Here is a 25975-nt window from a genome sequence, read left to right as displayed (position 1 = left end):
GGGAAGGGCCGGTATCTTACCTTTATCCAACTCTGGCTGCGACCTGGCTGGCCCCTTTTAGCTTGAACTGTTGCTGTGCCAACAGCGCAGCAGCAAATTGCGCCTGAAACACCCAAATCGTTGTAGGAGCGAGCTTGCTCGCGATGGACTGGAAAACGCCGCGTTTAGCCAGAAAGCGCGCGTTATCGTTGACGTTCATCGCGAGCAAGCTCGCTCCTACAAGGGGGGCGGTGTTACAGGCCGAGGTCCGACAGGCTCGGGTGATCGTCAGGCCGACGTCCCAGCGGCCAGTGGAACTTGCGCTCGCTTTCCTTGATCGGCATGTCGTTGATGCAGGCGAAGCGCCGGGCCATCAGACCGTCCTCGTTGAACTCCCAGTTTTCATTGCCGTAGGAGCGGAACCAGTTGCCCGAATCGTCGTGCCATTCATAGGCATATCGCACGGCGATGCGGTTGTCGGTGAAGGCCCAGAGCTCCTTGATCAGCCGATAGTCCAGTTCCTTGGCCCATTTGCGCGTCAGGAAGCCCTTGGCTTCTTCTCGGTTGTTGGCGAACTCGGCGCGGTTGCGCCATTTCGTGTCCAGGGTGTAGGCCAGCGATACACGTTCCGGATCGCGGGAGTTCCAGCCATCTTCGGCCAGGCGCACTTTTTCGATGGCCGATTCACGGGTAAATGGCGGCAATGGCGGACGGACTTCGGCGTTAGACATTTCATGTCTCCCTGGTAAGTTAAAGTTCAAACAAGTTGTCGGTACTTGATGTTGTACTTACAGGTCCAATAACTTTCGCGCCATGCATTGCGCATTATCGGCGGCACTGTAGTCACCCATGACAAGCGCGACGGTGATGGCTCCGTCGATCAGGATCAGCAGATGCTTGGCCAGCATCTGCGGGTCCTCGGCGCCATGCTCGGTACACAGCTCGCACACGTAGTCGAGCAGCTTCTGTTTGTGGTCTTTGGCGACCAGGCGAACCGGGTCTTGCGGGTCGCCGGTTTCGCCGCTGGTGTTGATGAATGCACAGCCGCGGAAGCCTTCGCAGGCGAACCAGGCCTTGAGCACGGTAAACAGGTTGAGCAAGCGCTCGGCCGGGGTGGGTGCCTGGTCGACTTCGCTTCTGTACCAGTGCATCCAGCGTTGGTCCCGGCGTTGCAGGGCGGCGACGACCAGCTCCTCCTTGTTGGCGAAGTAGCGGTAGATACTCTTTCTGGAGACGCCGGCGGTTTTCACCAGGAGATCCATGCCAGTGGCGGAAATGCCACTTTTGTAGATCAACTTTTCGGTGACATCCAGGATGATGTCGCGGGTGTCATTGCTATTGATTTCGTTCATGTGGCCAACAGTAGAACGACCGTTCTCCTTGGTCAAATGTTATTTTTGCGGCGTTCATTAAAAAGCCTTCGCTGGCAAGCCAGCTCCCACGGGGAGTGCGATCAAACTGTAGGAGCTGGCTTGCCAGCGAAGGCGTCCGATCAGACACCAACAAGACCCAAACCGAACGATGGTGTAAGCTCTCAAGCTCTTCGGATTCGACCCATTGCGAGCCCTATGCCGTCGCTTTTCAAACGCTCCCTGCTGCCTAAACTACGCAGTTTTCCGCTGACCGCCGATGCCGTCACCATCCTCTCTGGCGCCGCCGAGTTCCGTCGTTGCCTGCTGGAAAAAATCGCCAGCGCCACCCAGCGCATCTATATCGTCGCGCTGTACCTGCAACAGGACGAGGCCGGCCAGGAAATTCTCGATGCCTTGCACGCGGCCAAACTGGCGCGTCCGCACCTGGACGTGGTGGTGGTGGTTGACTGGCTGCGCGCCCAGCGCGGGCTGATCGGTGCCGGCAAGCAGCCGGGCAACTCGGCCTGGTATCAGGAAATGACCCGCACCCGTGAAAGCGTCGTGCCGGTGTATGGCGTACCCGTGCAGACCCGCGAGCTGTTCGGCGTGCTGCACCTGAAGGGTTTTGTCATCGATGACTGCGTGCTCTACAGCGGTGCGAGCCTGAATAACGTCTACCTGCACCAGTTCGACAAGTACCGTTACGACCGTTACCACCTGCTGCACAACCGCGCCTTGGCCGACTCGATGCATCACCTGGTGCAACACGGCCTGGTGGCCTCCAAGGCGGTGCATCGCCTGGACCTGCCAAACCTGCCGACCACCCGCAGCCTGCGCAACGACATCGGCGACCTGCGTAGCCGCCTCAAGCACGCGGCCTACGACACCACCCAGGGCTCTACGGATAAAAGTGGATTGTCGGTCAGCCCGTTACTGGGCGTCGGCAAGAACAACCCGTTGAGTCGGGTGATCATCGAGCTGATCGCCAGCGCCCGGCATCAGCTGACCATCTGCACGCCTTACTTCAACCTGCCATTGGCGGTGACCCGGGAGATCAATCGGGCGCTGGCCAGGGGGGTGAAGATCGACATCGTGGTCGGTGACAAGACCGCCAACGATTTCTACATCCCGCCGAGCGAACCGTTCAAGGTGATTTCGGCGCTGCCGTATCTGTACGAGATCAGCCTGCGCCGTTTTGCCAAGCGGCATCAGCGCAACATCGACAGCGGCCAGTTGAACCTGCACCTGTGGAAGGACGGCGACAACACTTATCACCTCAAGGGCATGTGGGTCGATCAGCGCTACACCTTGCTGACCGGCAATAACCTCAACCCGCGGGCGTTTCGTCTCGACCTGGAAAACGCCTTGCTGATCGACGATCCGCACAACGAACTGCTGGAACCGCGCCGCACTGAGCTTGCGCAGATTTTCCAGCACACCCGACGCATCGAGCGCTACCAGGACCTGCAAACCCTGCCGGATTACCCGGCGGGGGTGGCGAAGTTTCTCAAACGGGTGAGCAGGGTGAGGGTTGAGCGGCTGCTCTACCGCATTCTTTAAGGCCGAAAAAAGCTTCGCTGGCAAGCCAGCTCCTACAGGTTCAACGTCGATCACATAATTACGTGATCGACCTAAAACCCTGTAGGAGCTGGCTTGCCAGCGAAAGCGTCCGCCCAGACGCTACAAATCTCAGTTCAACCCCAACTTTCCCCGCAACGTCGACAAATCCTCAGCCAGCGTATTCACCGGCCCAACCAACGCCTTGCGATCATTTTCCTTCACCTTGTCGTAAGTCTTGAAACCGCCATCCTGGGTTTTGTACTTCGCCAGGATCTTGTCCACCGTGGCAAAGTTCTTATCTACCTTGGCGACAAACGCCGCGTCCTGCTGCTCGATCTGCGCCCGGAACAGGTCGACGATCTTCTTCGCCCCGTCGATATTGCCCTGGAAGTCATAAAGGTCGGTGTGGCTGTAGCGATCTTCCTCACCGGAGATCTTGGTCGCGGCGACTTCTTCCAGCAGCGCCGCGGCGCCGCCGACGACTTTTTCCGGCGGGAAGGTCAGGCCGGCGACGCGGGTTTGCAGGTCTTCGACGTCCTTGTTCAAGCCATCGGCGAGTTCCCCCAGGCCCTGGGTGCTGTTTTGCGAGAACAGCGAGTACTCGATGCGGTGGAAGCCGGTGAAGTCTTCGGCTGTCACGCCTTTTTCATGGTCGTCGACGCGGGAGTCGATCGAGGCATCGAGGTCACTGAACAGCTCGGCGATCGGCTCGATCGACTCGTAGTAGACGCGCGTCGGCGCATAGAGTTTTTTCGCGGTCGCCAGGTCGCCTTTTTTCACCGCGTCGGTGAACTGCCGGGTGTGGCTGGCCAGTTCATCCAGTTGCTCGATGACGTAGATCTTGTAGTCCGAAATCGGCTGCACCAACTCCAGCGGCGCCGTTGCCGCGAATGCCGAAAGCGGGGAGTTGAGCAAGCCTAGGGTCAGCAATAACGCGAGTGGCGACTTTTTCATGGGGCGGTTCCGTCGGGGTTGTGGTGGTCAGATTGTTGTTTTGGCTTGTGTGGCTTCAAGCAGCGAGCGGCCCAGGAAATCCTGGTCACCGGTGACACCCGGCAGTGTGAAGAAGTACCCGCCGCCGACTGGCTTGAGGTATTCCTCCAGCGGTTCGCCGTTGAGTCGGGTTTGCACGGCAATGAAGCCTTTCTCCAGATCGGCCTGGTAACAGATGAAGAGCAGACCCATGTCGAGTTGGCCGTTCTTGTTTACACCGTTGGAATAGTTGAAGGGCCGGCGCAGGATCAGGTTGGCCTGGGTCGCGGCGGTGCGCGGGTTGGCCAGGCGGATATGCGCGTCGAGCCGGGTCAGCTTGCCTTGGGGGTCCTTGCCGTAGTCGGGGACTTGCGATTCATGCTGGCCGCCCATGGGCGCACCGCTGGCCTTGACCCGGCCCAGAATGCTTTCCTGTTCCTGCAGCGGCGTACGGTCCCAGCGCTCGACGAAGTTGCGGATAATCCGCACCGCCTGATAGCTGCCATTGGCCGCCCAGGCCGGCTCGTCGCTGCCGGGCTGAACCCAGACGATGCGGTCCATGGCTTGGGCATTGTTGGAATCGGGGTTGGCCGAGCCGTCGCGAAAACCCAGGAAGTTGCGCGCGCTCTGTGCCGGCATACCCGGTTTGGCCGGGGCTTGGGGCGGCACGCTGCCTTCCTGCTTCCAGCGCACCAGGAGCAAGTCCGGCAGATTCTTCACGATGTCGCGCAGGGCGTGGATGTTGGTATCGGCGGTGTTGGCGCAGAACTGGATGCTCAGGTCGCCGTGGCAGCAATCGGCTTCCAGCGCATCGTTGGGGAAGCCGACCATCCGGATCAAACGCTTGGGCTTGACGTCGCTCAGGCCGAAACGCTCGTCGAACAGCGATGCGCCCACAGACACGGTGATGGTCAGGTTATCCGGCGTGACCACCGGCCCGAGAATCCCCGAATCCACCGGGGGCAGTTTCGGATCGACCTGAGCCACCGCGCCGCCCTTCATCAAAAACGCAATGCGTTGATTCAGGGTGCGAAACAGCCGCTCCAGGTCATCGCGATCGCTGGCCAGCACATCAAAGGCCACCAGCATGCCGGACGCCGGGCGTGGGGTGATGATGCCGCTCTGGTGTTTGCCATGGAAATCATGGCGGTCATGGGTGCGCTCGCTGCTGGGCGCCTCGGTCACTTGCGCGAGGCTGGCGGCCATGGCCGGGCAGCTCAAGGCTCCACCTGCCAGTGCGACACCGGCGGCGCCCATGCCCATCAGGACCCGGCGGCGCTGAAGGTTGAATTGCTCTGAATCGTTCATCTGAAAGTCGTCTTCTGCTTACAGGCCGGAAAGGCCAAGGGCGGGGTCTATGGCATCGAGTGCGGCGGCCAGTGCCTTGGCCTTGTCGGCGATCTGTTGGCGTTGTTCGGCGCTCACGCTGTCGTAGCTGGCATAACCGTCGCCGACCTTGAAGCCGTTGAGTTCGCCATCGAAGTCGGCCAGGGCCGTGTCGATGTTTGCCAGCAGTGGCGCGGCGGATTTGCCCAGCAATGGGCGCAGCAGCACGACCACTTTGCGGCTGGCATCAAGGTTGCCGGCGAAGCCGTTGAGATCGCTGTGGCTGTAGCGCTCCTCTTCGCCCGTGTTGGCTCGCACCTGGGCGATGTTGTCGAGATTGCGTACCACGATGCTCACCAGTTGCTCCGGCGCCAGGGACTGGGCCAGTAACTGTTGCTTGAGCGCCGTGACGTCCGTCAGCAGGCGCTGGGCAAGCGGTGCCAGGCGGTCGAGGTTGCGTTGCTCGAACAACGCATATTCGAGGCGATGGAAGCCCACGAAACCCGGATCCTGTTCGCGCTGTTCGAAGTAGTCCGCACGGGCGTTGATCGCGTTGTTCAATTGCCCCAGGCGTTGAGCGGCGGGCGCCAGTCTCTGATATGCAGCGCGCGCCGGCAGGTACAGCGCCTGCGCCTGTTCGAGGTCGCCGGCCCCAATGGCTTGCTCCAGGGCCGTGACCGCCTTGGTCAGCATCGAACCCTGGGTGCTCAGGTACACGCGGTACTCCGACAGCGGCCCGACAAACGCCAGTAAGGCAGGCCCGGCCTTGGCGGCGGCTTCCGACGCCGCCGTCGGGGTAACGTGCAGCGTGCCGCGCGGGTTGCTCAGCAGGCCGCAAGTGATGGTGTAATCGCCGGGCAGCAGGTTGGCGTTGATCACCTGGCTCAGTCCGGGCGCGATGTTTTCCCGTTCCTCGATCACCAGCACACCGTCGAGGATTTCCCATTCGACGGCGCGATCGGAACGGTTGACGATGCGAAAGCTGGAACGCCCGGCCGGCACCGTCAGGGCGTTCGGCTCGCAGCTGTGGCCGGCAATGGTCACCAGCACCTGGTCATGGTTGGCCTGGCGTTCGCGCTTGGCCGCGGCCAATTGCGCGGCATAGTAGAACAGGCCGCCGGCGGCGATCATCACGATCACCGAACCGGCCACCGCCCAGCGCAAGGCTCGGGGTGGGGAGACCTGGGGTGGAGTTTGATCTGGCATGGTTGCCCTTACTGACTGGAAGCGGGGGAATGGACTAACCCTGTAGGAGCGAGCTTGCTCGCGAAAAACCATTGGGCGCCGCTGGAAATCTGGTTTGGCGCGTTATCGTTCACGACCATCGCGAGCAAGCTCGCTCCTACAGGGGCGCGGTGCAGGGATGAAGAACATGACCGCCGCCACCAGCAGATAAATCAGATAGGCCCCGAGGGTGCTGACGGTCGGGGCGTCCTGGTAACCGAACATCCCGGCCAGCACCGAGCCCAGTGGGCCGTCCATCGGCAGCGAGGTGCTGAAATCGAAGAGCACGGTCTGCCAGTGATTCCAGATCCCGGCCTCATGCAGCGCCTGCACCGAGTTGGCCAGGATTCCCGCCGCCACCACGAGGATGAACAGCCCGGTCCAGCGGAAAAACGCACCGAGATTGAGGCGCATGCTGCCGCTGTAGATCAGGAAACCGACGACGATGGCCAGCACCAGGCCGAGCAGGGCGCCCAAGGGGGCCGCCGGGCCTTCGCTTTGCTGGAATACCGCGAGCAGGAAAAACACCGTCTCCAGGCCTTCGCGGGCCACGGCGAAAAACACCATGGCGATCAGCGCGAACACCTGGTTCCGGGTGCCGGCCAACGCGTGATCGAGGGAAACGTGCAGCGAGTGCTTGATCGAACGCGCCACCTTGCGCATCCAGAACACCATGGAACTGAGAATGCCGACCGCTACCAGGCCGACCAGACCCTCAAACAGCTCCTGCTGCTTCTGCGGAAACTCGGCGCTGACCAACTCCAGGCCACCGCCCACCAACAGCGCGAGGGCGGCGGCGAGGAACACCCCGATCCACACCGCGGGCATCCATTGGCCGCGGCCGGTCTGCTTGAGATAACTGGCGATAATGCCAACGATCAAAGCGGCTTCAATGCCTTCGCGCAGCATGATCAGGAAAGGAACGAGCATTCAGCACCGTGGGGAATTAGATAGGGTGCTAAGTTGTAACATAATGACACTCATTCCCATATGGGAGTGATTGACAGTTACCTGAACCTAAGCTGAACAATCGTTAAGATGTTAGCCGTCTTGCTGGCGATGGGACCGCTGGATATTGCATCCGGCTTCAGGACGCCTTCGCTGGCAAACTCGCTACGCACTTAAATCAGGACGCAAGCATGGGCCTCATGGACGATTACTCATGATCTCTATTGTCGATCGCTTTTCACCGTATACCGAAGCGCTGAACGTCTCATCTTTTCGCAATTTGCTCATCGGTCAAAGCCTCTCGATGGCCGGTGACGCTATTTGCCTGGCCGCGTTGCCGATAGCCCTTATTCGAAGTGGATTCGCAGCGGACGTGTTCGGTTTTGTCATGGCGGCAGTCGGGGTAGGTACCGTGATGGGGGCCTTGGCCGGAGGTTTGCTGGCGGATCGACAGTCGGCGAAACAGGTGCTGATTTACACCGATACGGCTCGGGGTATTGCGCAGCTCACCGCCGTGGCGCTGATCTTCTGCGGTGCGCCTTGGTGGTGCCTGATCTTTGCCTATCTGATCTTTGGCATCGGCATCGGGGTATCCCGTCCGTGTGCCCAGGTACTGCTCGTCAATTTGCTGCCCAAGCAAGCACTGGTTGCCGGCAATGGTGCGATGAACTTTGTCGATAACCTGGTTGCTGTGCTGTTTCCCGCGACGCTGGGCGTGTTCATCATTTTCTGGGACCCGGTCTGGGGCATCTTGATCGATGGTCTGACGTTCTTTTGCGCTGCCGTTTATACGGCGAAGTTGCCCGATATAGAGCGACGTGAGTGCGAGGAGGGGATCTCGATCCGAGAAGCGGTCAGCGGCATTAGCGTTATTACCGGCAATTCCATGCTCTCGCTGGGTTTTGCAGCCACGCTGGTGGTGAACGTATTGTGCTTTCCGATTTTTCTGGTCGTCGCACCCTATGCCATCAGCGATCGCTTCAGTCAGGAAATGTGGGGACTGTGTCTGGCCGCGTCGGGATTCGGTGCGTGCATTGGATCTGTCATCACGGTTCTCGCTTGCGGCCATGAGCGACTGATCAGTCTTGCCGTGGCCTGCGGCTTGCTGCTGGCTGGCGCGATGGCGCTTCTCGGCATGGGAAGCTCGTTCTGGATGGCGATACTGGGGGCGACCTTCGTGGGCATCGTCGAAGCGGCCTGGTTGACGGGATGGGCCACCGCGATGCAGACACTGTCTCCCGAGAAGGACCTCGGCAAAGTGGTGGCGGTCGATACGTTCTTTACCAGTGGCCTGCACCCCTTCATTTATCTAGGAAGCGGAGTCGTCGGCGGGCTGGTGGGTTACTCCCAGACCCTTTCCCTCACGGCAATCGTCAGTGCCGTAGGAACACTGTTGATTGTGCTGGCGGCTTTTACGGTCATGCCAAGGCGAGCTCAAAAACTGTAGGAGCCAGTCTGGCTCCTACCGGACATGACAGGATCAAGCGTTACGATGCCGCAAACTACGCTCCATCCGCGCAATCCCTTCTTCCAGCAATGACCGCGGGCAGCCGAAGTTCAGGCGCACGAACTGTTTGCAGTCATCGCCGAAATCCAGGCCAGGGCTCAGACCGACCTTGGCCTGTTCGAGGAAGAACTGTTGCGGGTTATCCAGCTCCAGCGCTGAGCAATCGAGCCAGGCCAGGTAAGTGCTTTGCGGCACGTTCAGGGTGATGCCCGGCAAACGGCTGCGCACGGCGTCGACCAGGTAATCGCGGTTGGCCTGCAGGTAGTCTTTCAATGCGGCGAGCCACGGCGCGGCTTCGCTGTAGGCGACGCGGGTGGCTTCCATGCCCAGCGGGTTGACGCTGTCGACCATGCCGCAACGGGCATGATTGACCTTCTCGCGCAGGTGGCGGTCCTGGATGATCATGAACGAGGTCTTCATGCCGGCGATGTTGTAGGCCTTGCTGGCCGACATCAACGTGATGGTGCGCTGGGCGATTTGCGGGCTCAGGGACGCCATCGGCAAGTGCTGGCGACCGTCGAAGCACAGTTCGGCGTGGATCTCGTCGGAAATGATCCAGGCCTCGTTGGCCAGGCAGATGTCGGCAATGGCCAGCAGTTCTTCGCGGCCGAACGTTTTGCCCAACGGGTTGTGCGGGTTGCTCAGCAGCAGCGCGCCGCCGCCTTGCAGGGACTCGTTCAAGGTCGACAGTGGCGTGGCGTAGGTGCCGTCCGGCTGCGGGTCGAAGGTCAGTTCGACCTTGTTCAGGCCCCAATGGCCTGGCGCGTGACGCAGGGGCGGGTAGTTCGGCACTTGCACGACCACGTTCTGTGCCGGCTGTACCAGCGCCTTGAGGGCCATGTTGAAGCCCGACTCGACGCCCGGCAGGAAGATCAGCTCCTGCGGCTCGACACGCCAGGCGTACTTGTTCCACAAATCGGCCACGATGGCTTCGCGCAAATCGTCCTTGGCCATGCTGTAGCCGAGCAGCGGGTGTTCCAGGCGCTTTTGCAGGGCCTGGACGATCACCGGCGGCGCGGCGAAATCCATGTCGGCGACCCACATCGGCAGCACGTCGGCCGGGTAGCGGCTCCATTTGGTGCTGCCAGTGTCGTGGCGATCGAACACCTGATCAAAATCGAAAGTCATGCGCAAATCTCATAAAGGCCGGGTAATCATGGTGGCCATGATAAGCGCCAATCCCTGTGGGAGCGAGCGGGACCTGTAGGAGCTGCCGCAGGCTGCGATCTTTTGATCTTGCTTTAAAAAAATCAAAAGATCGCAGCCTCGTTGCACTCGGCAGCTCCTACAGGGGGCGCGTCGCCCGACGGTCGGTTGTCATGGTGAATTCGACAGCCTTGTCTAAAATTCAAGAGGCGGTAGCCAGACTGCCGCCACCGTGATTGTCCAGAAAAACCCGCCAAAGCAGCGGATTTCCACCTGATCAGGAGTGCACGATGGACCTCAGCCGTCGTCAGTTCTTCAAGGTCGCCGGTATCGGCCTTGCAGGCTCGAGCCTGGGCGCGTTGGGCATGGCCCCGACTGCCGCCTTCGCCGAGCAGGTGCGCCACTTCAAGCTCGCCCACACCCATGAAACCCGTAACACCTGCCCGTATTGCTCGGTCGGTTGCGGGTTGATCATGTACAGCCAGGGCGATACTGCCAAGAACGTCGCGCAAAACATCATCCATATCGAAGGCGACGCCGACCACCCGGTCAACCGCGGCACCCTGTGCCCCAAAGGCGCAGGTTTGCTCGACTTCATTCACAGCCCCGGCCGCCTGCAATACCCGCAGGTGCGCAAGCCCGGCAGCAGTGAGTGGACGCGCATTTCCTGGGATGAAGCGCTCGATCGCGTCGCCGACCTGATGAAGGCCGACCGCGACGCCAACTTCATCGAGAAGAACGACCAGGGCCAGACGGTCAACCGCTGGCTCACCACCGGTTTTCTCGCGGCATCGGCGGCGTCCAACGAAGCGGGCTACATCACCCACAAGGTGGTGCGCAGCCTCGGCATGCTGGGGTTCGATAACCAGGCGCGTGTCTGACACGGCCCGACGGTGGCAAGTCTTGCCCCGACGTACGGCCGTGGAGCCATGACCAACCACTGGACCGATATCGCCAACGCGAACCTGGTCCTGGTGATGGGCGGCAACGCAGCAGAAGCGCACCCATGTGGCTTCAAATGGGTGACCGAAGCCAAGGCGCACAACAAGGCGCGGCTGATCGTGGTCGATCCGCGTTTTACCCGGACCGCCTCGGTGGCCGATTATTACGCGCCGATCCGCACCGGAACCGACATCGCCTTCATGGGCGGGTTGATCAATTACCTGTTGACCGAGGACAAGATCCAGCACGAATACGTGCGCAACTACACCGACGTATCGTTCATCGTCAAGGCCGGCTATGGCTTCGAGGACGGGATTTTCAGTGGCTATGACGCGGCCAAGCGTACGTACACGGACAAGTCCGGCTGGGGCTATGAACTCGGTGAAGACGGTTTTGCCAAAGTCGACCCGACCTTGCAGGACCCGCGCTGCGTCTATCAACTGATGAAGCAGCATTACAGCCGTTACAACATCGAACTGGCGAGCCAGATTTGCGGCATGCCGGTCGACGCCATGCAGAAAATCTGGGAGGAGATCGCCACTTGCTCGACGCCGGGCAAGACCATGACCATCCTCTATGCCCTGGGTTGGACCCAGCACTCGATTGGCGCGCAGATCATCCGCAGCGCGGCGATGGTGCAACTGTTGCTGGGCAACGTCGGCATGCCGGGCGGGGGCGTGAATGCCTTGCGCGGGCATTCCAATATCCAGGGCCTGACCGACCTGGGCCTGCTGTCCAACGCGCTGCCGGGTTATCTCACGCTGGCCGGCGATGCCGAGCAGGACTACAACGCCTACATCCTCAAGCGCACGCAGAAACCGCTGCGGCCCGGGCAACTGTCCTACTGGCAGAACTACAGCAAATTCCACGTGAGTCTGATGAAAGCCTGGTACGGCGCCAATGCCACACTGGAAAACAACTGGGCGTACGACTATCTGCCGAAACTGGATATTCCCAACTACGACATCCTCAAGGTGTTCGACCTGATGGGCCAGGGCAAGGTCAACGGCTACATGTGCCAGGGCTTCAACCCGATTGCGGCGCTTCCGGACAAAAACCGCGTGATGGCCGCGCTGGCCAAGCTCAAGTGGCTGGTGGTGATGGACCCGCTGGCCACCGAAACCTCGGAGTTCTGGCAAAAGGTCGGGCCATACAACGACGTCAACAGCGCCGACATCCAGACCGAAGTGATTCGCCTGCCCACCACCTGCTTTGCCGAGGAAGACGGTTCGCTGGTCAACAGCAGTCGCTGGCTGCAATGGCACTGGAAGGGCGCCGACGGCCCTGGGGAGGCGTACACCGACATCCGTATCATGAGCGAGCTGTTCCTGCGCCTGCGCCAGCGCTATCAGGCCGATGGCGGGGCCTATCCCGACCCGCTGCTGAAACTGTCGTGGCCGTACAAGGTGCCCGACGAACCGTCACCGGAAGAACTGGCCAAGGAGGTCAACGGCTACGCCGTCACCGACTTTACCGACGCCACGGGGGCGCTGATCAAGGGCAATACGCAACTGGCCGGGTTCGGCCAGCTCAAGGACGACGGCGGCACGGCGTCCGGTTGCTGGATTTTCTGTGGCAGCTGGACCGAAACCGGCAATCAGATGGCCCGGCGTGACAACAACGACCCCTATGGCATGCACCAGCACCAGGGTTGGGCCTGGGCCTGGCCGGCGAACCGGCGGATTCTCTACAACCGCGCTTCGGCCGACCCGCAAGGCAAGCCCTGGGACGAGAAAAAGCGCCTGGTGTGGTGGAACGGCAAGGCCTGGGCCGGTACCGATGTGCCGGACTTCAAGGCTGACGTGGCGCCGGAAGCGGGGATGAATCCATTCATCATGAACCCCGAAGGCGTGGCGCGGTTTTTCGCCGTCGACAAGATGAACGAAGGCCCATTCCCCGAGCACTACGAGCCGTTCGAGACGCCGATCGGCATCAACCCGCTGCACCCGCAGAACAAGAAAGCCACCAGCAACCCGGCGGCGCGGATCTTCGATTCGGTCTGGGATTCCCTGGGCGTGGCCAAGGACTACCCGTACGCCGCCACCAGCTACCGGCTGACCGAGCATTTCCACTTCTGGAGCAAGCACTGCAAGCTCAACGCGATCACCCAGCCCGAGCAGTTCGTCGAGATCGGCGAAGTGCTGGCCAGGGAAAAAGGCATCGTCGCCGGCGACCGGGTGCGGGTCAGCAGCAAGCGTGGCTTCATCGAAGCGGTGGCGGTGGTGACCAAGCGGATTCGTCCGCTGCAGGTCAACAACCAGGTGGTGCACCAGATCGGTATCCCGTTGCACTGGGGCTTCACCGGGCTCACGCGCCACGGCTACCTGACCAACACCCTGGTGCCGTTCCTCGGCGATGGCAACACCCAGACCCCGGAATCCAAGTCATTCCTGGTCAACGTGGAGAAAGTCTAAATGGCCAGCCAAGACATCATTGCCCGCTCGGCCACCACCACCGTGCCCCCATCGGTACGCGACCAGGAGGAAGTCGCCAAGCTGATCGACACCACCAAGTGCATTGGCTGCAAGGCCTGCCAGGTCGCCTGCTCGGAATGGAACGAGCTGCGCGACGAGGTCGGCCACAACCTTGGTACCTACGACAACCCCCAGGACCTGACTGCAGAAACCTGGACCCTGATGCGTTTCACCGAGCACGAAACCGACGCCGGCAACCTCGAATGGCTGATCCGCAAGGACGGCTGCATGCACTGCGCCGAACCCGGTTGCCTGGCCGCGTGCCCCAGTCCCGGGGCGATCATCAAGCACGCCAACGGCATCGTCGATTTCAACCAGGATCACTGCATCGGCTGCGGCTACTGCATCACCGGTTGCCCGTTCAACATTCCGCGCATCTCGCAAAAGGACCACAAGGCCTACAAATGCACCCTGTGCTCGGATCGGGTGGCGGTGGGGCTGGAGCCGGCCTGCGTGAAAACCTGTCCGACCGGCGCCATCGTGTTCGGCTCCAAGCAGGACATGAAGGAACACGCCGCCGAACGCATCGTCGACCTCAAGAGCCGCGGCTTCGACAACGCCGGGCTGTACGACCCTGCCGGTGTCGGCGGCACTCACGTGATGTATGTGTTGCACCACGCCGACACGCCGAAGCTGTACGCCGGCCTGCCGAGCGATCCGGTGATCAGCCCGTTGGTCGATCTGTGGAAAGGTGTGAGCAAACCCCTGGGCCTGTTGGCCATGGGACTGGCGGTACTGGCCGGATTTTTCCACTACGTGCGCGTCGGCCCGCAGGTGGTCGAGGAGGATGAGCTGCCGCCGCCCATCGATCCTGCCGTACATGAAGTCGATCCGACGGTGCACACCTATGATCCGAAGCGGGAGGACAGGCCATGATCCGCAAACAGATCCTGCGCTATACCGCCAACCAGCGCACCAACCACTGGCTGGTGGCGATCCTGTTTTTCATGGCGGGGCTGTCCGGGCTGGCGCTGTTTCATCCGGCGCTGTTCTGGCTGAGCCACCTGTTCGGTGGCGGGCCTTGGACGCGCATCCTGCACCCGTTCATGGGCGTGGTGATGTTCGTGTTGTTCCTCGGGTTGGTGGTGCAGTTCTGGCGCGCCAACTACTTCATCGACAACGATCGCCTGTGGCTGCGGCGCATCGACCGGGTGATGAAAAACGAAGAGGAGGGCGTGCCTCCCATCGGCAAGTACAACCCCGGGCAGAAGCTGCTGTTCTGGACTTTACTGCTGTGCATGTTGGGACTGCTGTTCACGGGGCTGGTGATCTGGCGCGCGTATTTCAGCGAGTACTTCGGCATCACCACGATTCGCTGGGCGATGCTGCTGCACGCGCTGGCCGGTTTCGTGCTGATCCTCTGCATCATCGTGCACATCTACGCCGGCATCTGGATCAAGGGCTCGGTCAACGCCATGCTGCATGGTTGGGTCAGCCGCGCCTGGGCCAGGAAACATCACGAACTCTGGTACCGCGAAGTGACCCGTGACGACGAGCGTCCGCGTCCCGACCCACCGCTGGGCAAAAAAGGATAACGATTTGGCCACCATCCTGGAGCCGGGACAGATCGAAGCGGCGGCGACATCGCCGCCGTTTCTGCACCTTCCACCGCAAAACCTGTTCGCCTTGCGCGCGCTGCGCCTGGAGCGCCTTGCCGAAGGGCATCCGCTGGCCGATTACCTGCGCCTGGTTGCGGGGTTGTGCAACGTACAGCAGCAGCTGATGGACGATCCACCCGCGGCGGCAGTGCCGGACCCGCAACGCATCCGCCTGTGCCTGGAGCATGGCCTGCCGCCGTTTGCCGCCGACAGCCTGGTGCGCGAGGACGCGTGGCTGGCGTATCTGCAGGGGCTGTTGCAGCACTATCAGCCACCGCCACAGCCGGCGGTGGAAAACGCCGTGGCGACCTTGCGTGAGGCCAGCGTCGGGCAACTCAAGGCCTGGGCCATTGCCCTGGTCAGCGGGCAGTTCGCCTTGTTGCCGGCGGCGCTGGTGCCATTCCTGGGGGCGGCCTTGCAAGTTGCCTGGAGCCATTGGTTGCTGAGCACAAAGGACCTCACGTTGAAACCCGGCAACAGCCTCAACCAATGCCCGGCTTGCGGTTCACCGGCCATGGCCGGGGTGATCCGCCATCGCGGCAAATACAACGGCTTGCGCTACCTGGTGTGCTCACTGTGTGCCTGCGAATGGCATGTGGTGCGGGTCAAGTGCGTGTATTGCGAGCAGAGCAAAGGCTTGCAATACGTGAGCCTCGACAGCGACAGCGACCGCCACGCCGCGGACAAGGCACCGCTGCGCGCGGAAACCTGCCCTGGTTGCCACAGTTATCTCAAGCAGCTTTATCTCGAATGCGACGCCGAAGCCGAAGCCTTGTCCGCCGACCTGAGCAGCCTGATCCTCGACATGCGCCTGGAGCAGGAGGGCTTTGTGCGTCCTGCGCCCAATCTGTTGCTGGCCCCCGGGGGCGACTGAAGCGAGCGTCTACACTCAGGCGGTCAACCTTTGCCGGAGCGCCTGATGTCCGCCCGATCTGCCAGCCAAGCCTTGCGACTGCCTTCGATCGACAGCCTGCTACGCCATCCGGCCTGCCAGCCGCTGGCCGAACGTTATGGGCGCGACGCCTTGCTCGCCAGCCTGCGCCAGTTGCTCGATGACTTGCGCGAACCGGTCCTGGCAGGACTTCTCAACGAGGTCGAACTTACCCCGAACGTGCTGGCGGGCAGGGCGGGCGAGCGTCTGGCCAGCCAGCACCGCAGCCACGTGCGCCGGGTGTTCAACCTCACCGGCACGGTCCTGCACACCAACCTGGGCCGCGCCTTGTTGCCGGAGGAAGCCATCGACGCCGTGCAAATGGCCGCGCGCTATCCGTTGAACCTGGAATTCGACCTGCACAGCGGCAAGCGCGGCGACCGCGACGACCTGATCGAGGGCCTGATCCGCGAGCTGACCGGCGCCGAGGCGGTGACCGTGGTCAACAACAATGCCGCTGCGGTATTGCTGACCCTCAACAGCCTGGGCGCGCGCAAGGAAGGCATCATCTCCCGGGGCGAGCTGATCGAAATCGGCGGCGCCTTTCGCATCCCTGACATCATGGCGCGGGCCGGAGTGAAACTGGTCGAGGTCGGCACCACCAACCGCACCCACGCCCGTGACTACGAAGCCGCCATCGGCCCGCGCAGCGGCTTGATCATGCGGGTGCATGCGAGCAACTACAGCATCGAGGGTTTCACCACCCGGGTGCCGACCGCCGAGCTGGCGCAACTGGCGCACCAACATGGCTTGCCGCTGCTCGAAGACCTCGGCAGCGGCAGTCTGCTGGACCTGACCCGTTGGGGCTTGCCGGCCGAACCGACGGTGCGCCAGGCCCTGCTCGATGGCGCGGACATCGTCACCTTCAGCGGCGACAAGTTGCTCGGTGGCCCGCAAGCCGGGTTGATTGTCGGGCGCAAGGCGTTGATCACGCGGATCAAGAAAAACCCGCTCAAACGTGCGTTGCGGGTCGACAAGCTGACTCTGGCAGCGCTCGAAGCGGTACTGGGGCTGTACCGCAACCCGGATCGACTGGCTGAGCGCCTGCCGAGCTTGCGCCTGCTGACGCGTACGCAGGCCGACATCCTCGCTCAGGCTGAACGTCTGCAACCGTCATTGGCACGGGTGATGGGCGCTCATTGGAGTGTCAGCGCAATGCCGGCGCTGGGCATGATCGGCAGCGGCAGCCAACCGGTGGCGCGCTTGCCCAGTGCCGCGCTGTGCCTGCGACCGCTTACCTCCAAACGTCTGCGCGGGCGAAGCCTGCTTGGGCTCGAAGAAGCGCTGCGCGCCTTGCCGATCCCGGTGCTCGGGCGCATCGACGACGACGCCTTGTGGCTGGACCTGCGGCAACTGGACGACGAACCGGCCTGGCTGGCGCAACTCGATCAATTGCAGGTGACCTGAGATGATCGTCGGCACTGCCGGGCACATCGACCATGGCAAGACCGCATTGCTCGAGGCACTGACCGGGCAGGCCGGTGATCGACGCCGCGAAGAGCGCGAACGCGGCATGACCATCGACCTCGGCTACCTTTACGCCGCCCTCGAGCCGGGCGCGGCCCTCACCGGTTTTATCGACGTACCCGGGCATGAACGCTTCACCCACAACATGCTCGCCGGCGCACAGGGCATCGACCTGGTGTTGCTGGTGGTAGCCGCCGACGACGGCGTGATGCCGCAGACCCGGGAACACCTGGCCATCGTCGAACTGTTGGGCATTCCCCGCGCACTCGTGGCGATCAGCAAATGCGACCGGGTCGAATCCTCCCGGGTGCAAGAGGTGCGCGAGCAAATCCAATCCTTGTTGGCGCCCGGGCCCTATGCCATTGCCCCGTTGATCACGCTGTCGAGCGTGACCGGGCAGGGCATCGACACCCTGCGCCAGGCGTTGCTCGATGCCCAGCGTGAAGTGCGGCAACGCAGCCTGGCTGGTGGCTTTCGCCTGGCAATCGATCGGGCCTTCAGCGTCGCAGGCGCCGGGATCGTGGTCACCGGCACGGCGCTGTCCGGCGAGGTGGCGGTGGGCGATACGCTGTTGCTCGGTCCCCTCGGCAAACCCGTGCGGGTGCGTGGCCTGCATGCGCAGAATCAAGCCGCCGAACGTGCGTCCGCAGGACAGCGCGTTGCCTTGAACCTGAGCGCGGATCGCCTGGCGCTGGAGCAGATTCATCGCGGCCAGTGGCTGTCGACGCAGTGGCTGCACGCACCGACGCAGCGCCTGGATATCGACCTGCAGTTATTGCCCGGGGAGCCTCGCGCCTTCGAGCATTTTCAACCGGTGCATGTGCATATCGGCACTCAAGACGTGACCGGGCGCGTGGCCCTGCTGGAGGGCTCCAGCCTGGCGCCGGGTGAGCGGATGTTCGCGCAGATCCTGCTCAATGCGCCGGTGCAGGCCGTGAAGGGCGATCCGCTGATCCTGCGTGACCAGAGCGCGCAACGGACCCTGGGCGGCGGTCGCGTGCTCGATCCGTTCGCACCGAGCCGACACCGGCGCAGTCCCGAGCGACTGGCGCAGCTACAGGCGTTGCGGGCGAGCACTGGCCTGGAAGCCGTCATGCCGACACTGCTGGCCAACAGTGACAGCGGGCTTGACCTGCAACGCCTGGAACGCCAGTTCAACCATCCGCGGGCAAACTGGGTGTTGCCGGATGACGTGCGCCTGATCGACACCCGCCAGGGTCCGCTGTTGTTCAGCGCCGGCCGCTGGCAGGCCTTGAAAGCGGATGTGTTGGAGCATCTGGCGCGCTTTCACCAATTGGAGCCGGACCAGATGGGGCCGGACCGCGATCGCCTGCGTCGATTCAGCGGCACGGCACTCGATCGCCCGTCCTTCATCAGTTTGCTCGACGAATTGCTGGCCGATGGGGTCATCACCACCAGCGGGCCATGGCTGCATCTGCCCAGTCATCAAGTGCGTTTGAGTGAAGAGGACGAAGCCCTTTGGCAACAGTTGCAGCCGCGGTTCGACGCCGCCGGGTTCAATTCGCCGTGGGTGCGCGAACTGGGTCATGATGAGGCCACCGTGCGCTTGCTGTTGCGCAAGATGGCCCGGCTGGGGCTGCTGCATCAAGTGGTCCGCGACCTGTTTTACACCGATGCGGTGATCCGGCGATTGGCGGCTATGCTGATGCAACTGGCCGAGGCTGACCCGGTGATCCAGGTGTCGGCGTTTCGCGATGCGGTGGGACTGGGGCGCAAGCGCAGCATCCAGATTCTCGAATATTTCGATCGGCTCGGGCTGACCCGGCGGTTTGGCGACAAACGCCATATCCGCCTGGACAATGCCCTGGCCCGGTCCACGGATCATTGATTTTTTGGAAGGTAATCGCGCCCGGTGGCGCGGCCGGGCTTCAAACCCGGTTGGGACGGCATCCGTTCCCGGGCAGGTTCGACTCCGGCTACCTTCCGCCAGTTTCCCTGGCTCGCGCAAAACTTTGGGGGTGAGCATCCTGCGCTAGCCAAGTTGGCTTATTTTAGCGGAGTAAACTGTCGAGGTAGAGCGTATGTGCAAGCTCCAGCCGGCATATCGGCATATCCTCGAAACGATTTCCAGGCCGAATCCATATCCTGCAACTGATTCAACTTCAGTGAGTGTATTTGAAATAACCAGGCTGTTCTGGTTGGCGGCAATCAGCAGGCGCTGTCCGCCGTGCTGGATGGCGTTGTTGATGAGGTTGTGAATCAAGCTTTTCAGCAGTATTGGGTCGGCGCTGATCATCAGGTCCTGTTTTACCTGAAGCTGGACACTCATCGAGTCAATTTTCGGTTGGTGTCGCAGCAGTGCGTCATTCAGCAGTTGTTGTAGATTAATGTTGGCGCATTTTTGACCGATCTTCTCGCGGCTTAGACAAAGGAACAGTTCAATCAAATCTTCCATGTCTCTTGATGCCTGCTGCAGGCGTTGAAGATTGCGCGCCTTTTTCGTCTCGTCGCAGCCGGGCAATTTAATGACAGCCAGGGAGTTTCTGATAATGCTCAGCGGAGTTCTTAACTCATGGCTCACATGTCGGGTGAAGGCTTGCTCTCTATCCAGTGTGTTTTCCAGGCGTTCAAGTGCTCCACTGATTACTCGGCTTAGAACACCTACTTCATCCTTGCGATGATTGCTTTCGAGCTGTTTGGTCTTGAGGGGGTGTCGGGACAGATCCTTGGCTAACTGCACAACCGGCGCGGATATGATTCGCGCCATGACAATCGAAACTACTGCGCCCGCTATTATAATGAGTCCGGCCAGTGCCCAGAGCAGACTGATTGTTGTTGGCGCAAAGCTGTCCAGGGAACTCATCTTGGACTCGTCAAGTATCATGTAGATCTTGTTGGCTGTGCCCGGCATTTTTTTGATGAGAACGTGCGTATCGCCGATTTCGTGCAGTCCCTCACTTAGTGGTTTGGCAAAGTCTGGCAATTCGAGGCTATCACCCCAGAACGTCTGCAGATAACTTGTATTGGGTAACGGTGTAGCGCTTGCGTCTTGCACGTACTCGCGCTCAAACGCCTCAAATTCACGCTTCAGGTAATGTTTGACGATGTAGTCCTCTGTCATCGAGATCGAGGCCCAGATCAACACGCTGTAAATGATCGCAACGAGGGTAGAAAAGGGGATCAGTATGGAGAGGATCCGGACAAAAAAGGAATTAGTGGGGGATCGCAAGCCGGTATCCTTTTCCGTGGAGGGTGACCAGTGAGTGATCCAGGTTCAGCTTGGCGAGTAGCCGTCTGAGGCGGTAGATGTGGGTGCGCAGTGGATCGCTGTCGGGTGGGTCAGAATCGGGCCAGATAGCGAGTTCAAGCTGCCTTCTGCTGAGGGGGCTTGGGGCTGCCTCGACAAGCATCTTCAATATTCGAAACTGTATATCGGGAAGTTGGGTCCGCAGCTCTCCACGAGTGACCATGAACGTTGCTTCAGTCAACTCCAGATCCCCGCACATTATCGGAGTCGAACGCGGCCCGGGTCGTTGCCGGCGTAATAATGCGTTGATCCTGAGCCTGAGTTCTTCAGGTTCAAATGGCTTCACCAGATAGTCGTCAGCACCCGCCTCGAACCCGTCCCGCTTGTCAGCCAAGGTGTCGCGGGCCGTCAGGAATATGATGGGCACGGTATTGCCTTGTTCCCGGATCCGCCTGCAGGTGTCGAACCCGTTCAGTCGCGGCATCGTGACATCCAGAATGATGGCGGCGTAATTATTGGACTTCAACAATTCCAGGCAGGATCGCCCGTCGTAGGCATGATCTATATCGATTTCGAACTCCGAAAGATAGTCGCATAGTGTGCCGGCCAACGCGACGTCGTCTTCAACCAATAATATTTCATGCATGGACAATGCTCGCGTTAATGCTTGTCAGGCATTGTACTGAGTAAAGTGTGAACCGATTGTGAATGTGATAATCCGTTCACACGGGGCCGTGTAATGTTAGCTGCATGAATACATTACTGTTTCCCCGTTACCTGATATCCGGTTTGACTGCGACAACAGTGCATTTTGCGCTCTTGCTCCTTCTAGCGCCAGTTTTCGGCGTGTTGCTCAGTAGCACCATCGGCGCGATAGCGGGCGCTGTCGTCAACTACTGGATCCTCAAGGCCTGGGTCTTTCGCAACAGAACAGCCCGGCCCGTCAACTACGCGGCTTTGTGTGTATTGAGTGTTGCCTTCAATGCACTGTTCATGGCCGTGATTTTGAGGCTGGGGGCAGGTGCATTACCCGCCCAGATACTGTCTTCTCTGCTGGTAATGATCGTAAATTTTACAATTTCTAACAATTGGATATTCAAATATGCAGCAACCAGACTCAAGTAGTCCGCCTTGTTATGACTTGACGGTAATTATTCCTTGTTTTGAAGAGGAAGATGTATTGCCGATTTTTCATCAGCGAATCACTGATGTAGTGCGTGAGTTAAACATGCGAATCGGACTGCTTTATGTAAATGATGGCAGTGCGGATAACACCTCTGATCTGCTTGATGAGTTTGCGCGCGAACCGGATGTGCGTTGTTTACACCTGAGTCGAAACTTTGGCAAGGAGGCCGCCATGTGGGCGGGAATGGAACACGCAAACGCTCGTGCCATTATCTTCATCGATGCGGATCTCCAGGACCCTCCAGAGTTGATCCCTTCAATGATCGTGCATTGGGTGGCGGGTTACGACGTTGTCAATATGCAGCGCAGAAAGCGTGACAGTGATTCCTGGCTGAAACGAACAACCGCTACTGCCTACTATCGGATCATGCGTGTATTGGTGAAGGATTTCTCTTTCCCCTCGCAAGTCAGCGATTTCCGGCTGTTAGGCAGCGCGCCGCTGGCAGCGCTCATCGAACTGAAGGAAAGGTCTCGGGTTCTGAAAGGGCTGGCCGGGTGGATTGGTTTCAAGAGTATTTGTTTGCAATATGATCGCGAGGGTCGGGAGGCGGGAAAGACCAAGTGGAATATGCCAAACCTCCTGGGTCTGGCCATCGACTCTTCACTTTCATTTTCACACAGCCCGCTGCGCTGGTTCAGCTATTGCGCCGCCCTGGTCATGACGATGTCCGTTATCGCTTTTGTCGGTGCCTTGATAACGGGCAATGTGGGTTATGAGAACTTCATCCTTGTTGTAATGGCATTGATGACTTGCGGTATCGCCTTGGTCGGGGAGTATGTCGGGATTCTGAAAGTGGAGGCAAAGGGCAGGCCGCATTATTTTCTGAGAAAGTCGACTTCCCGGATTGCGGATAGTGCCCTGCGGGAGCGGTCGGCATGACTCAGGTTGATCAGAACCGCTTGTTATGGTTGATCCTGGTTGCCATCTGTCTGGCCAGGCTGGCGGGATTGGCGTTTTACCCGTTGATGGATACGTCGGAGGCGCGTTATGCGGAGGTCGCTCGCAAGATGGTGACCCTCGATGACTGGATCACCCCGATGTTTGATCATGGCGTTCCGTTCTGGGGTAAGCCACCCCTGTCGTTCTGGACCCAGGCGCTGAGCATGAAAATTCTGGGCGTGGGTGAGTTTGCCAGCCGTTTTCCTGCCTGGCTCATTCACGTCGCAACCTGTGCGGTGATCCTGAAGTTCTGTCGCGAAGAGCGCGACCTGAGGACAGGTTTGATCGCTTCGATCATCTACTCCAGCTGCGCGCTCGGCTTTATAGCGAGTGGGGTTGTCCTGACTGACCCTGCGCTGAGTTTCGCCATGGTGATTTCTGCGTATGGCTTGTGGAGAGGGGTTACTTATCATGACCTGACCTGGGCCAGAATCGGGTTTATAGGCCTGGGTTTGGGCATGTTGGCCAAAGGCCCCTTATCCATTGTTCTGGTGGGTATGCTGGCAATGGTGTGGGCTGCCTCGACGCGGAACTGGAAACGTTTTCTTCATCTACCCTGGTTGTCTGGCTTGATTCTGCTGGCCGCGGTGTCTGTGCCTTGGTATTACCTGGCTGAAAACAAGACCCCGGGATTCTTGAATTACTTCTTTGTTGGGGAACACTGGAGTCGATACGTCATTTCGAAATGGCAGGGTGACCTTTATGGCAGTGCCCATGCAGAAACTTTAGGGACGATCTGGATATATCTGATCGGTAGTCTGTTTCCATGGACGCTCTGCCTGTGGATGCTGCACAAGGCGCGCAATCGCTATGGCTGGAACCCTGATTTCTACACCTTCCTTTGGGGATGGTCGCTGGCAACCCCGCTGTTTTTTACCTTGGCGGGCAATATCCTCTGGACCTATGTGTTGCCTGCATTACCTGCCTGGGCCATCTTGTTGGCCGAGAGCATTGCAATGTACAAACGCCAGACCATCCTCTACCTGTTGTCAGCTTGCCTGCCAATAACGGGTGGCGCCCTGGTGCTGCAAGGATCCCTGAGTGAAAGGCCGCAGAACCAGCGGGAGATCGTCAGCCTGTGGAACGAGCACAGTGCGGATGCGCCCGGAGAGTTGTTCTACCTGGACAGAAGATCCTACTCGGCAGAATTTTACAGTGCCGGTGCTGCCAGGCGCGTTGAAAGTATCGATGCGTTGCCTGGCGATGGCAGGTTTTACCTCTCCTTGCGCTTGCGCAACCTGTCCGAGGGATTGTTGCAAGAGCTCGGTTGTGAGGAATTGGGGCAGGCGAATGAGAGCTTGCTGCTCAGGTGTGGTCGTCTGTAGGAGCAGCCGGTCGGTCGACGCTCATTGCATCACATACCGCCCCGGTGCGGGCTCCAGCGCCGGGTATTGCGCATTGCCGGCGCTCGGTACCGATGCTTCGCGTTCTCCGGCATGCTCGGCCAGCCAGGTGAACCAGTCATTCCACCAGCTACCGGAATGCTGCTCGGCATTGTTGAACCAGGTGTCCGGGTCTTGCGTCAGGTGGTCGTTGGTCCAGTAGTGGCGTTTTTCCCTGGCGGGTGGGTTGATCACCCCGGCGATATGCCCCGATGCACCGAGGACAAAACGCTTGGTTCCAGAAAGCAGGTCGGTGCTGGCGTATGCGCTCTTCCAGGGCACGATGTGGTCGTCATGGGTGGCGAGGATGTAGGCCGGCGCATCGATCGCGCGCAGGTCCAGCTTCACCCCGCAGCAGTCCAGTTCGCCGGATTTCAGGTCGTTCTGCAAGTAGGTGTGGCGCAGGTACCAGCAGTACATCGGCCCCGGCAGGTTGGTGCTGTCGTTGTTCCAGAACAGCAGGTCCAGCGCGTTTGGTTTCTGGCCCTTGAGGTACTTGTCGACGTTGTAGTTCCACCACAGATCGTTGGGGCGCAGCAGTGAGAAGGTGTTGCCCATGTCCTCGCCCTTGAACAGGCCGATGGGGCCGTCGATTCCGCCGATGGTGCGTTCGCGGTGGGCCACCAGTTGTTCGTCGACGAAGATGTCGATGGGACCGGTGTCGAGGTAATCGAGGAAGGTGGTCAACAGGCTCACGCTGGCGATGGCCTTGTCGCCACGTGCCGCCAGGACCGCCAGCGCCGAGCTGAGCAGGGTGCCGCCGATGCAGAACCCCACGCAGTTGAGGCGCTGCTGGCCGCTGATTTCGCGGGTCACCTGCAGGCCTTTGATGATGCCGTTCTCGATCAGGTCATCCCAGGTGGTGCCGGCGTGGGCCTGGTCGAAGTTGCGCCACGACATCAGGAACACCGGATGACCTTGCTGCAACAGATGGCGAACCATCGAGTTGTCCGGGCGAAGGTCGAGGATGTAGTACTTGTTGATGGACGGCGGCACGATGAAAACAGGGCGTTGATACTGGGTATCGGTTTGCGGGTGGTACTGGATCAGCTGGAACAGTTCATTTTCGAATACGACTTCTCCAGGGGTGTTGGCCAGGTCTTCACCGACCTTGAAGGCACCGCTGTCGCACTGGCGCATCTTGCCTTCCTGCAGGTCGCTCGCCAGGTGCAACAGGCCCGTGAGCAGGCTGCCACCGCGGGTATCGACGACGCGCTGCAGGGCATCGGGATTGCTCGCCAGAAAGTTGCTGGGCGCGCCGGCGGCAATGGCTTGCTCCACCAGATACAGCAGGCGCTGGCGCGGTTTTTTGTCCTTGATCGGCAACTGGTCGAGCAGTTTGAGCAAAAAACCGGCGTTGAGCAGGTAGAACGCGGCGAGGGAGCCAAACAGTGGAGTGCTCCAGTTGCCGCTGGCGAAACGTCGATCATCGAAGGTGAACGGCTGTCCGGTCAGCAGCTGCTGGCCGAGTCCGGCCCATTGCGCTTGATAGTCGGACTGAAGGCTGTCCAGGGTTTCGCGCGGCAAGTCGAACCAGGCGTGGTACGGCTGCCCGGTAAACCAGGGATTGCTGCTGACCCAGAGGCGTAATTGTTGCACTGCAAAGGAGGCGACGAACGGGACCTGGCCAGACCAGAAAGTGTTGAAGTTTTGCGTGTTGTTGTCCATGGAGCTCCTTGCCCGCAGAGGAAGAACGGGCAGTATTGTTTTGCGCTGCAAGAAGCGGAGTGTTGGGCATTGGCGGGCGTTGCGGAAGTGTTGCGGGGTGACTGTTCGGTGTCCAACGGTGCCACGCCCGGTCACCGGTCGGATGCAGCGCAAAACACCGATAAAC

The 25975-nt window shown here is 60.4% G+C and carries 22 protein-coding genes and 1 tRNA gene; 12 read left to right on the top strand and 11 right to left on the bottom strand.

Annotated elements, in window-relative coordinates; translation table 11 throughout:
- Window positions 1–22: 22 nt before the first annotated feature.
- Genes SOP85_RS22035 through SOP85_RS22025 form a run of 3 tightly spaced genes read right to left on the bottom strand, consistent with a single transcriptional unit; the run spans window position 23 to window position 1331 of the window.
- A complete protein-coding gene (locus tag SOP85_RS22035; protein ID WP_323628230.1) occupies window positions 23–208 on the bottom strand; it encodes a hypothetical protein in 186 nt (61 codons plus the stop codon).
- Between the two features lie 25 nt (window positions 209–233).
- On the bottom strand, window positions 234–710 hold the full coding sequence (locus SOP85_RS22030; protein WP_274077305.1) for a nuclear transport factor 2 family protein: 477 nt from the start codon (window positions 708–710) through the stop codon (window positions 234–236).
- 57 nt (window positions 711–767) lie between these two features.
- Window positions 768–1331, bottom strand: a complete 564-nt coding sequence (locus SOP85_RS22025; protein WP_323628227.1) for a TetR/AcrR family transcriptional regulator — start codon at window positions 1329–1331, stop codon at window positions 768–770.
- A 216-nt stretch (window positions 1332–1547) separates the two neighbouring features.
- Here SOP85_RS22025 and pssA point away from each other — a divergent pair, with 216 nt between their 5' ends.
- On the top strand, window positions 1548–2891 hold the full coding sequence (gene pssA / locus SOP85_RS22020; RefSeq protein WP_274077303.1) for a CDP-diacylglycerol--serine O-phosphatidyltransferase: 1344 nt from the start codon (window positions 1548–1550) through the stop codon (window positions 2889–2891).
- Between the two features lie 129 nt (window positions 2892–3020).
- On the opposite strand, the gene efeO (SOP85_RS22015) is transcribed toward pssA, so the two are convergent.
- From efeO (SOP85_RS22015) to efeU, 4 genes are all read right to left on the bottom strand, one after another.
- Window positions 3021–3845, bottom strand: a complete 825-nt coding sequence (gene efeO / locus SOP85_RS22015; protein ID WP_323628225.1) for an iron uptake system protein EfeO — start codon at window positions 3843–3845, stop codon at window positions 3021–3023.
- 27 nt (window positions 3846–3872) lie between these two features.
- Window positions 3873–5171 carry an iron uptake transporter deferrochelatase/peroxidase subunit gene (gene efeB, locus SOP85_RS22010; protein ID WP_323628224.1) on the bottom strand — a complete coding sequence of 433 codons (1299 nt, stop codon included), beginning with the start codon at window positions 5169–5171 and terminating at the stop codon, window positions 3873–3875.
- A gap of 18 nt (window positions 5172–5189) precedes the next feature.
- A complete protein-coding gene (gene efeO, locus SOP85_RS22005; RefSeq protein WP_323628222.1) occupies window positions 5190–6395 on the bottom strand; it encodes an iron uptake system protein EfeO in 1206 nt (401 codons plus the stop codon).
- A gap of 102 nt (window positions 6396–6497) precedes the next feature.
- Window positions 6498–7343 carry an iron uptake transporter permease EfeU gene (gene efeU / locus SOP85_RS22000; RefSeq protein WP_323628220.1) on the bottom strand — a complete coding sequence of 282 codons (846 nt, stop codon included), beginning with the start codon at window positions 7341–7343 and terminating at the stop codon, window positions 6498–6500.
- 232 nt (window positions 7344–7575) lie between these two features.
- Here efeU and SOP85_RS21995 point away from each other — a divergent pair, with 232 nt between their 5' ends.
- Complete coding sequence (locus SOP85_RS21995; RefSeq protein WP_323607159.1) at window positions 7576–8808, top strand: MFS transporter; 1233 nt, start codon at window positions 7576–7578, stop codon at window positions 8806–8808.
- Window positions 8809–8841: 33 nt separating this feature from the next.
- Here the strand turns inward: SOP85_RS21995 and SOP85_RS21990 are convergent, their stop codons facing one another.
- The gene (locus SOP85_RS21990) at window positions 8842–9996 is read right to left on the bottom strand and encodes a MalY/PatB family protein (RefSeq protein ID WP_323628219.1); all 1155 of its coding nucleotides are present in this window, start codon (window positions 9994–9996) and stop codon (window positions 8842–8844) included.
- Window positions 9997–10304: 308 nt separating this feature from the next.
- Between SOP85_RS21990 and fdnG the strand changes: the two genes are divergently transcribed.
- The 7 genes from fdnG to SOP85_RS21955 all read left to right on the top strand — a co-directional run bounded on the left by fdnG (window position 10305) and on the right by SOP85_RS21955 (window position 19376).
- Window positions 10305–13370 carry a formate dehydrogenase-N subunit alpha gene (fdnG, locus tag SOP85_RS21985; protein WP_323628218.1) on the top strand — a complete coding sequence of 1022 codons (3066 nt, stop codon included), beginning with the start codon at window positions 10305–10307 and terminating at the stop codon, window positions 13368–13370.
- Window positions 13371–14306 carry a formate dehydrogenase subunit beta gene (gene fdxH / locus SOP85_RS21980; protein WP_274077295.1) on the top strand — a complete coding sequence of 312 codons (936 nt, stop codon included), beginning with the start codon at window positions 13371–13373 and terminating at the stop codon, window positions 14304–14306.
- Window positions 14303–14965 carry a formate dehydrogenase subunit gamma gene (locus SOP85_RS21975; protein ID WP_274077294.1) on the top strand — a complete coding sequence of 221 codons (663 nt, stop codon included), beginning with the start codon at window positions 14303–14305 and terminating at the stop codon, window positions 14963–14965. The genes fdxH and SOP85_RS21975 overlap by 4 nt, the downstream gene beginning before the upstream one ends.
- Before the next feature lie 4 nt (window positions 14966–14969).
- Complete coding sequence (fdhE, locus tag SOP85_RS21970) at window positions 14970–15902, top strand: formate dehydrogenase accessory protein FdhE (RefSeq protein WP_323628217.1); 933 nt, start codon at window positions 14970–14972, stop codon at window positions 15900–15902.
- 45 nt (window positions 15903–15947) lie between these two features.
- Window positions 15948–17366, top strand: a complete 1419-nt coding sequence (selA, locus tag SOP85_RS21965) for an L-seryl-tRNA(Sec) selenium transferase (protein ID WP_323628216.1) — start codon at window positions 15948–15950, stop codon at window positions 17364–17366.
- A gap of 1 nt (window position 17367) precedes the next feature.
- Window positions 17368–19275 (top strand): selenocysteine-specific translation elongation factor, encoded by a 1908-nt coding sequence (selB, locus tag SOP85_RS21960; RefSeq protein WP_323628215.1) that lies wholly within the window; start codon window positions 17368–17370, stop codon window positions 19273–19275.
- A gap of 6 nt (window positions 19276–19281) precedes the next feature.
- Window positions 19282–19376 (top strand) — tRNA-Sec (locus tag SOP85_RS21955).
- 43 nt (window positions 19377–19419) lie between these two features.
- Here the strand turns inward: SOP85_RS21955 and SOP85_RS21950 are convergent.
- Together SOP85_RS21950 and SOP85_RS21945 are read right to left on the bottom strand one after the other, a co-directional pair.
- Window positions 19420–20616, bottom strand: a complete 1197-nt coding sequence (locus SOP85_RS21950) for a sensor histidine kinase (protein WP_323628214.1) — start codon at window positions 20614–20616, stop codon at window positions 19420–19422.
- On the bottom strand, window positions 20600–21280 hold the full coding sequence (locus SOP85_RS21945; RefSeq protein ID WP_323628213.1) for a response regulator transcription factor: 681 nt from the start codon (window positions 21278–21280) through the stop codon (window positions 20600–20602). Before SOP85_RS21945 ends, SOP85_RS21950 begins: the two co-directional genes overlap by 17 nt.
- 104 nt (window positions 21281–21384) lie before the next feature.
- Here SOP85_RS21945 and SOP85_RS21940 point away from each other — a divergent pair, with 104 nt between their 5' ends.
- From SOP85_RS21940 to SOP85_RS21930, 3 genes are read left to right on the top strand one after another with little or no spacing between them, the layout of a single operon-like run.
- Window positions 21385–21759, top strand: coding sequence for a GtrA family protein (locus SOP85_RS21940; protein WP_323628212.1), 375 nt, complete (start codon window positions 21385–21387; stop codon window positions 21757–21759).
- Window positions 21737–22699, top strand: a complete 963-nt coding sequence (locus tag SOP85_RS21935; RefSeq protein WP_323628211.1) for a glycosyltransferase family 2 protein — start codon at window positions 21737–21739, stop codon at window positions 22697–22699. The genes SOP85_RS21940 and SOP85_RS21935 overlap by 23 nt, the downstream gene beginning before the upstream one ends.
- Entirely contained in the window at window positions 22696–24084 is a 1389-nt protein-coding gene (locus tag SOP85_RS21930) for an ArnT family glycosyltransferase (RefSeq protein ID WP_323628210.1), read from the top strand. The genes SOP85_RS21935 and SOP85_RS21930 overlap by 4 nt, the downstream gene beginning before the upstream one ends.
- Window positions 24085–24105: 21 nt before the next feature.
- Here SOP85_RS21930 and phaC read toward each other — a convergent pair whose 3' ends face one another.
- A complete protein-coding gene (phaC, locus tag SOP85_RS21925) occupies window positions 24106–25809 on the bottom strand; it encodes a class I poly(R)-hydroxyalkanoic acid synthase (protein ID WP_323628209.1) in 1704 nt (567 codons plus the stop codon).
- Window positions 25810–25975: the final 166 nt, after the last annotated feature.

This window comes from Pseudomonas sp. YuFO20, assembly GCF_035064975.1.
Taxonomy (GTDB): Bacteria; Pseudomonadota; Gammaproteobacteria; order Pseudomonadales; family Pseudomonadaceae; genus Aquipseudomonas; species Aquipseudomonas putida_AE.
The sequence above is the reverse complement of the archived record's forward strand: the minus strand, read 5'-3'. Positions and strand labels throughout refer to the sequence as shown.

Bases quoted from the DNA above. Each gene is read 5' to 3' on its own strand.
- SOP85_RS22030 (WP_274077305.1), bottom strand. From the start codon at position 710: ATGTCTAACGCCGAAGTCCGTCCGCCATTGCCGCCATTTACCCGTGAA.
- SOP85_RS22025 (WP_323628227.1), bottom strand. From the start codon at position 1,331: ATGAACGAAATCAATAGCAATGACACCCGCGACATCATCCTGGATGTC.
- pssA (WP_274077303.1), top strand. From the start codon at position 1,548: ATGCCGTCGCTTTTCAAACGCTCCCTGCTGCCTAAACTACGCAGTTTT.
- efeO (WP_323628225.1), bottom strand. From the start codon at position 3,845: ATGAAAAAGTCGCCACTCGCGTTATTGCTGACCCTAGGCTTGCTCAAC.
- efeB (WP_323628224.1), bottom strand. From the start codon at position 5,171: ATGAACGATTCAGAGCAATTCAACCTTCAGCGCCGCCGGGTCCTGATG.
- efeO (WP_323628222.1), bottom strand. From the start codon at position 6,395: ATGCCAGATCAAACTCCACCCCAGGTCTCCCCACCCCGAGCCTTGCGC.
- efeU (WP_323628220.1), bottom strand. From the start codon at position 7,343: ATGCTCGTTCCTTTCCTGATCATGCTGCGCGAAGGCATTGAAGCCGCT.
- SOP85_RS21995 (WP_323607159.1), top strand. From the start codon at position 7,576: ATGATCTCTATTGTCGATCGCTTTTCACCGTATACCGAAGCGCTGAAC.
- SOP85_RS21990 (WP_323628219.1), bottom strand. From the start codon at position 9,996: ATGACTTTCGATTTTGATCAGGTGTTCGATCGCCACGACACTGGCAGC.
- fdxH (WP_274077295.1), top strand. From the start codon at position 13,371: ATGGCCAGCCAAGACATCATTGCCCGCTCGGCCACCACCACCGTGCCC.
- SOP85_RS21975 (WP_274077294.1), top strand. From the start codon at position 14,303: ATGATCCGCAAACAGATCCTGCGCTATACCGCCAACCAGCGCACCAAC.
- selA (WP_323628216.1), top strand. From the start codon at position 15,948: ATGTCCGCCCGATCTGCCAGCCAAGCCTTGCGACTGCCTTCGATCGAC.
- selB (WP_323628215.1), top strand. From the start codon at position 17,368: ATGATCGTCGGCACTGCCGGGCACATCGACCATGGCAAGACCGCATTG.
- SOP85_RS21945 (WP_323628213.1), bottom strand. From the start codon at position 21,280: ATGCATGAAATATTATTGGTTGAAGACGACGTCGCGTTGGCCGGCACA.
- SOP85_RS21940 (WP_323628212.1), top strand. From the start codon at position 21,385: ATGAATACATTACTGTTTCCCCGTTACCTGATATCCGGTTTGACTGCG.
- SOP85_RS21935 (WP_323628211.1), top strand. From the start codon at position 21,737: ATGCAGCAACCAGACTCAAGTAGTCCGCCTTGTTATGACTTGACGGTA.
- SOP85_RS21930 (WP_323628210.1), top strand. From the start codon at position 22,696: ATGACTCAGGTTGATCAGAACCGCTTGTTATGGTTGATCCTGGTTGCC.
- phaC (WP_323628209.1), bottom strand. From the start codon at position 25,809: ATGGACAACAACACGCAAAACTTCAACACTTTCTGGTCTGGCCAGGTC.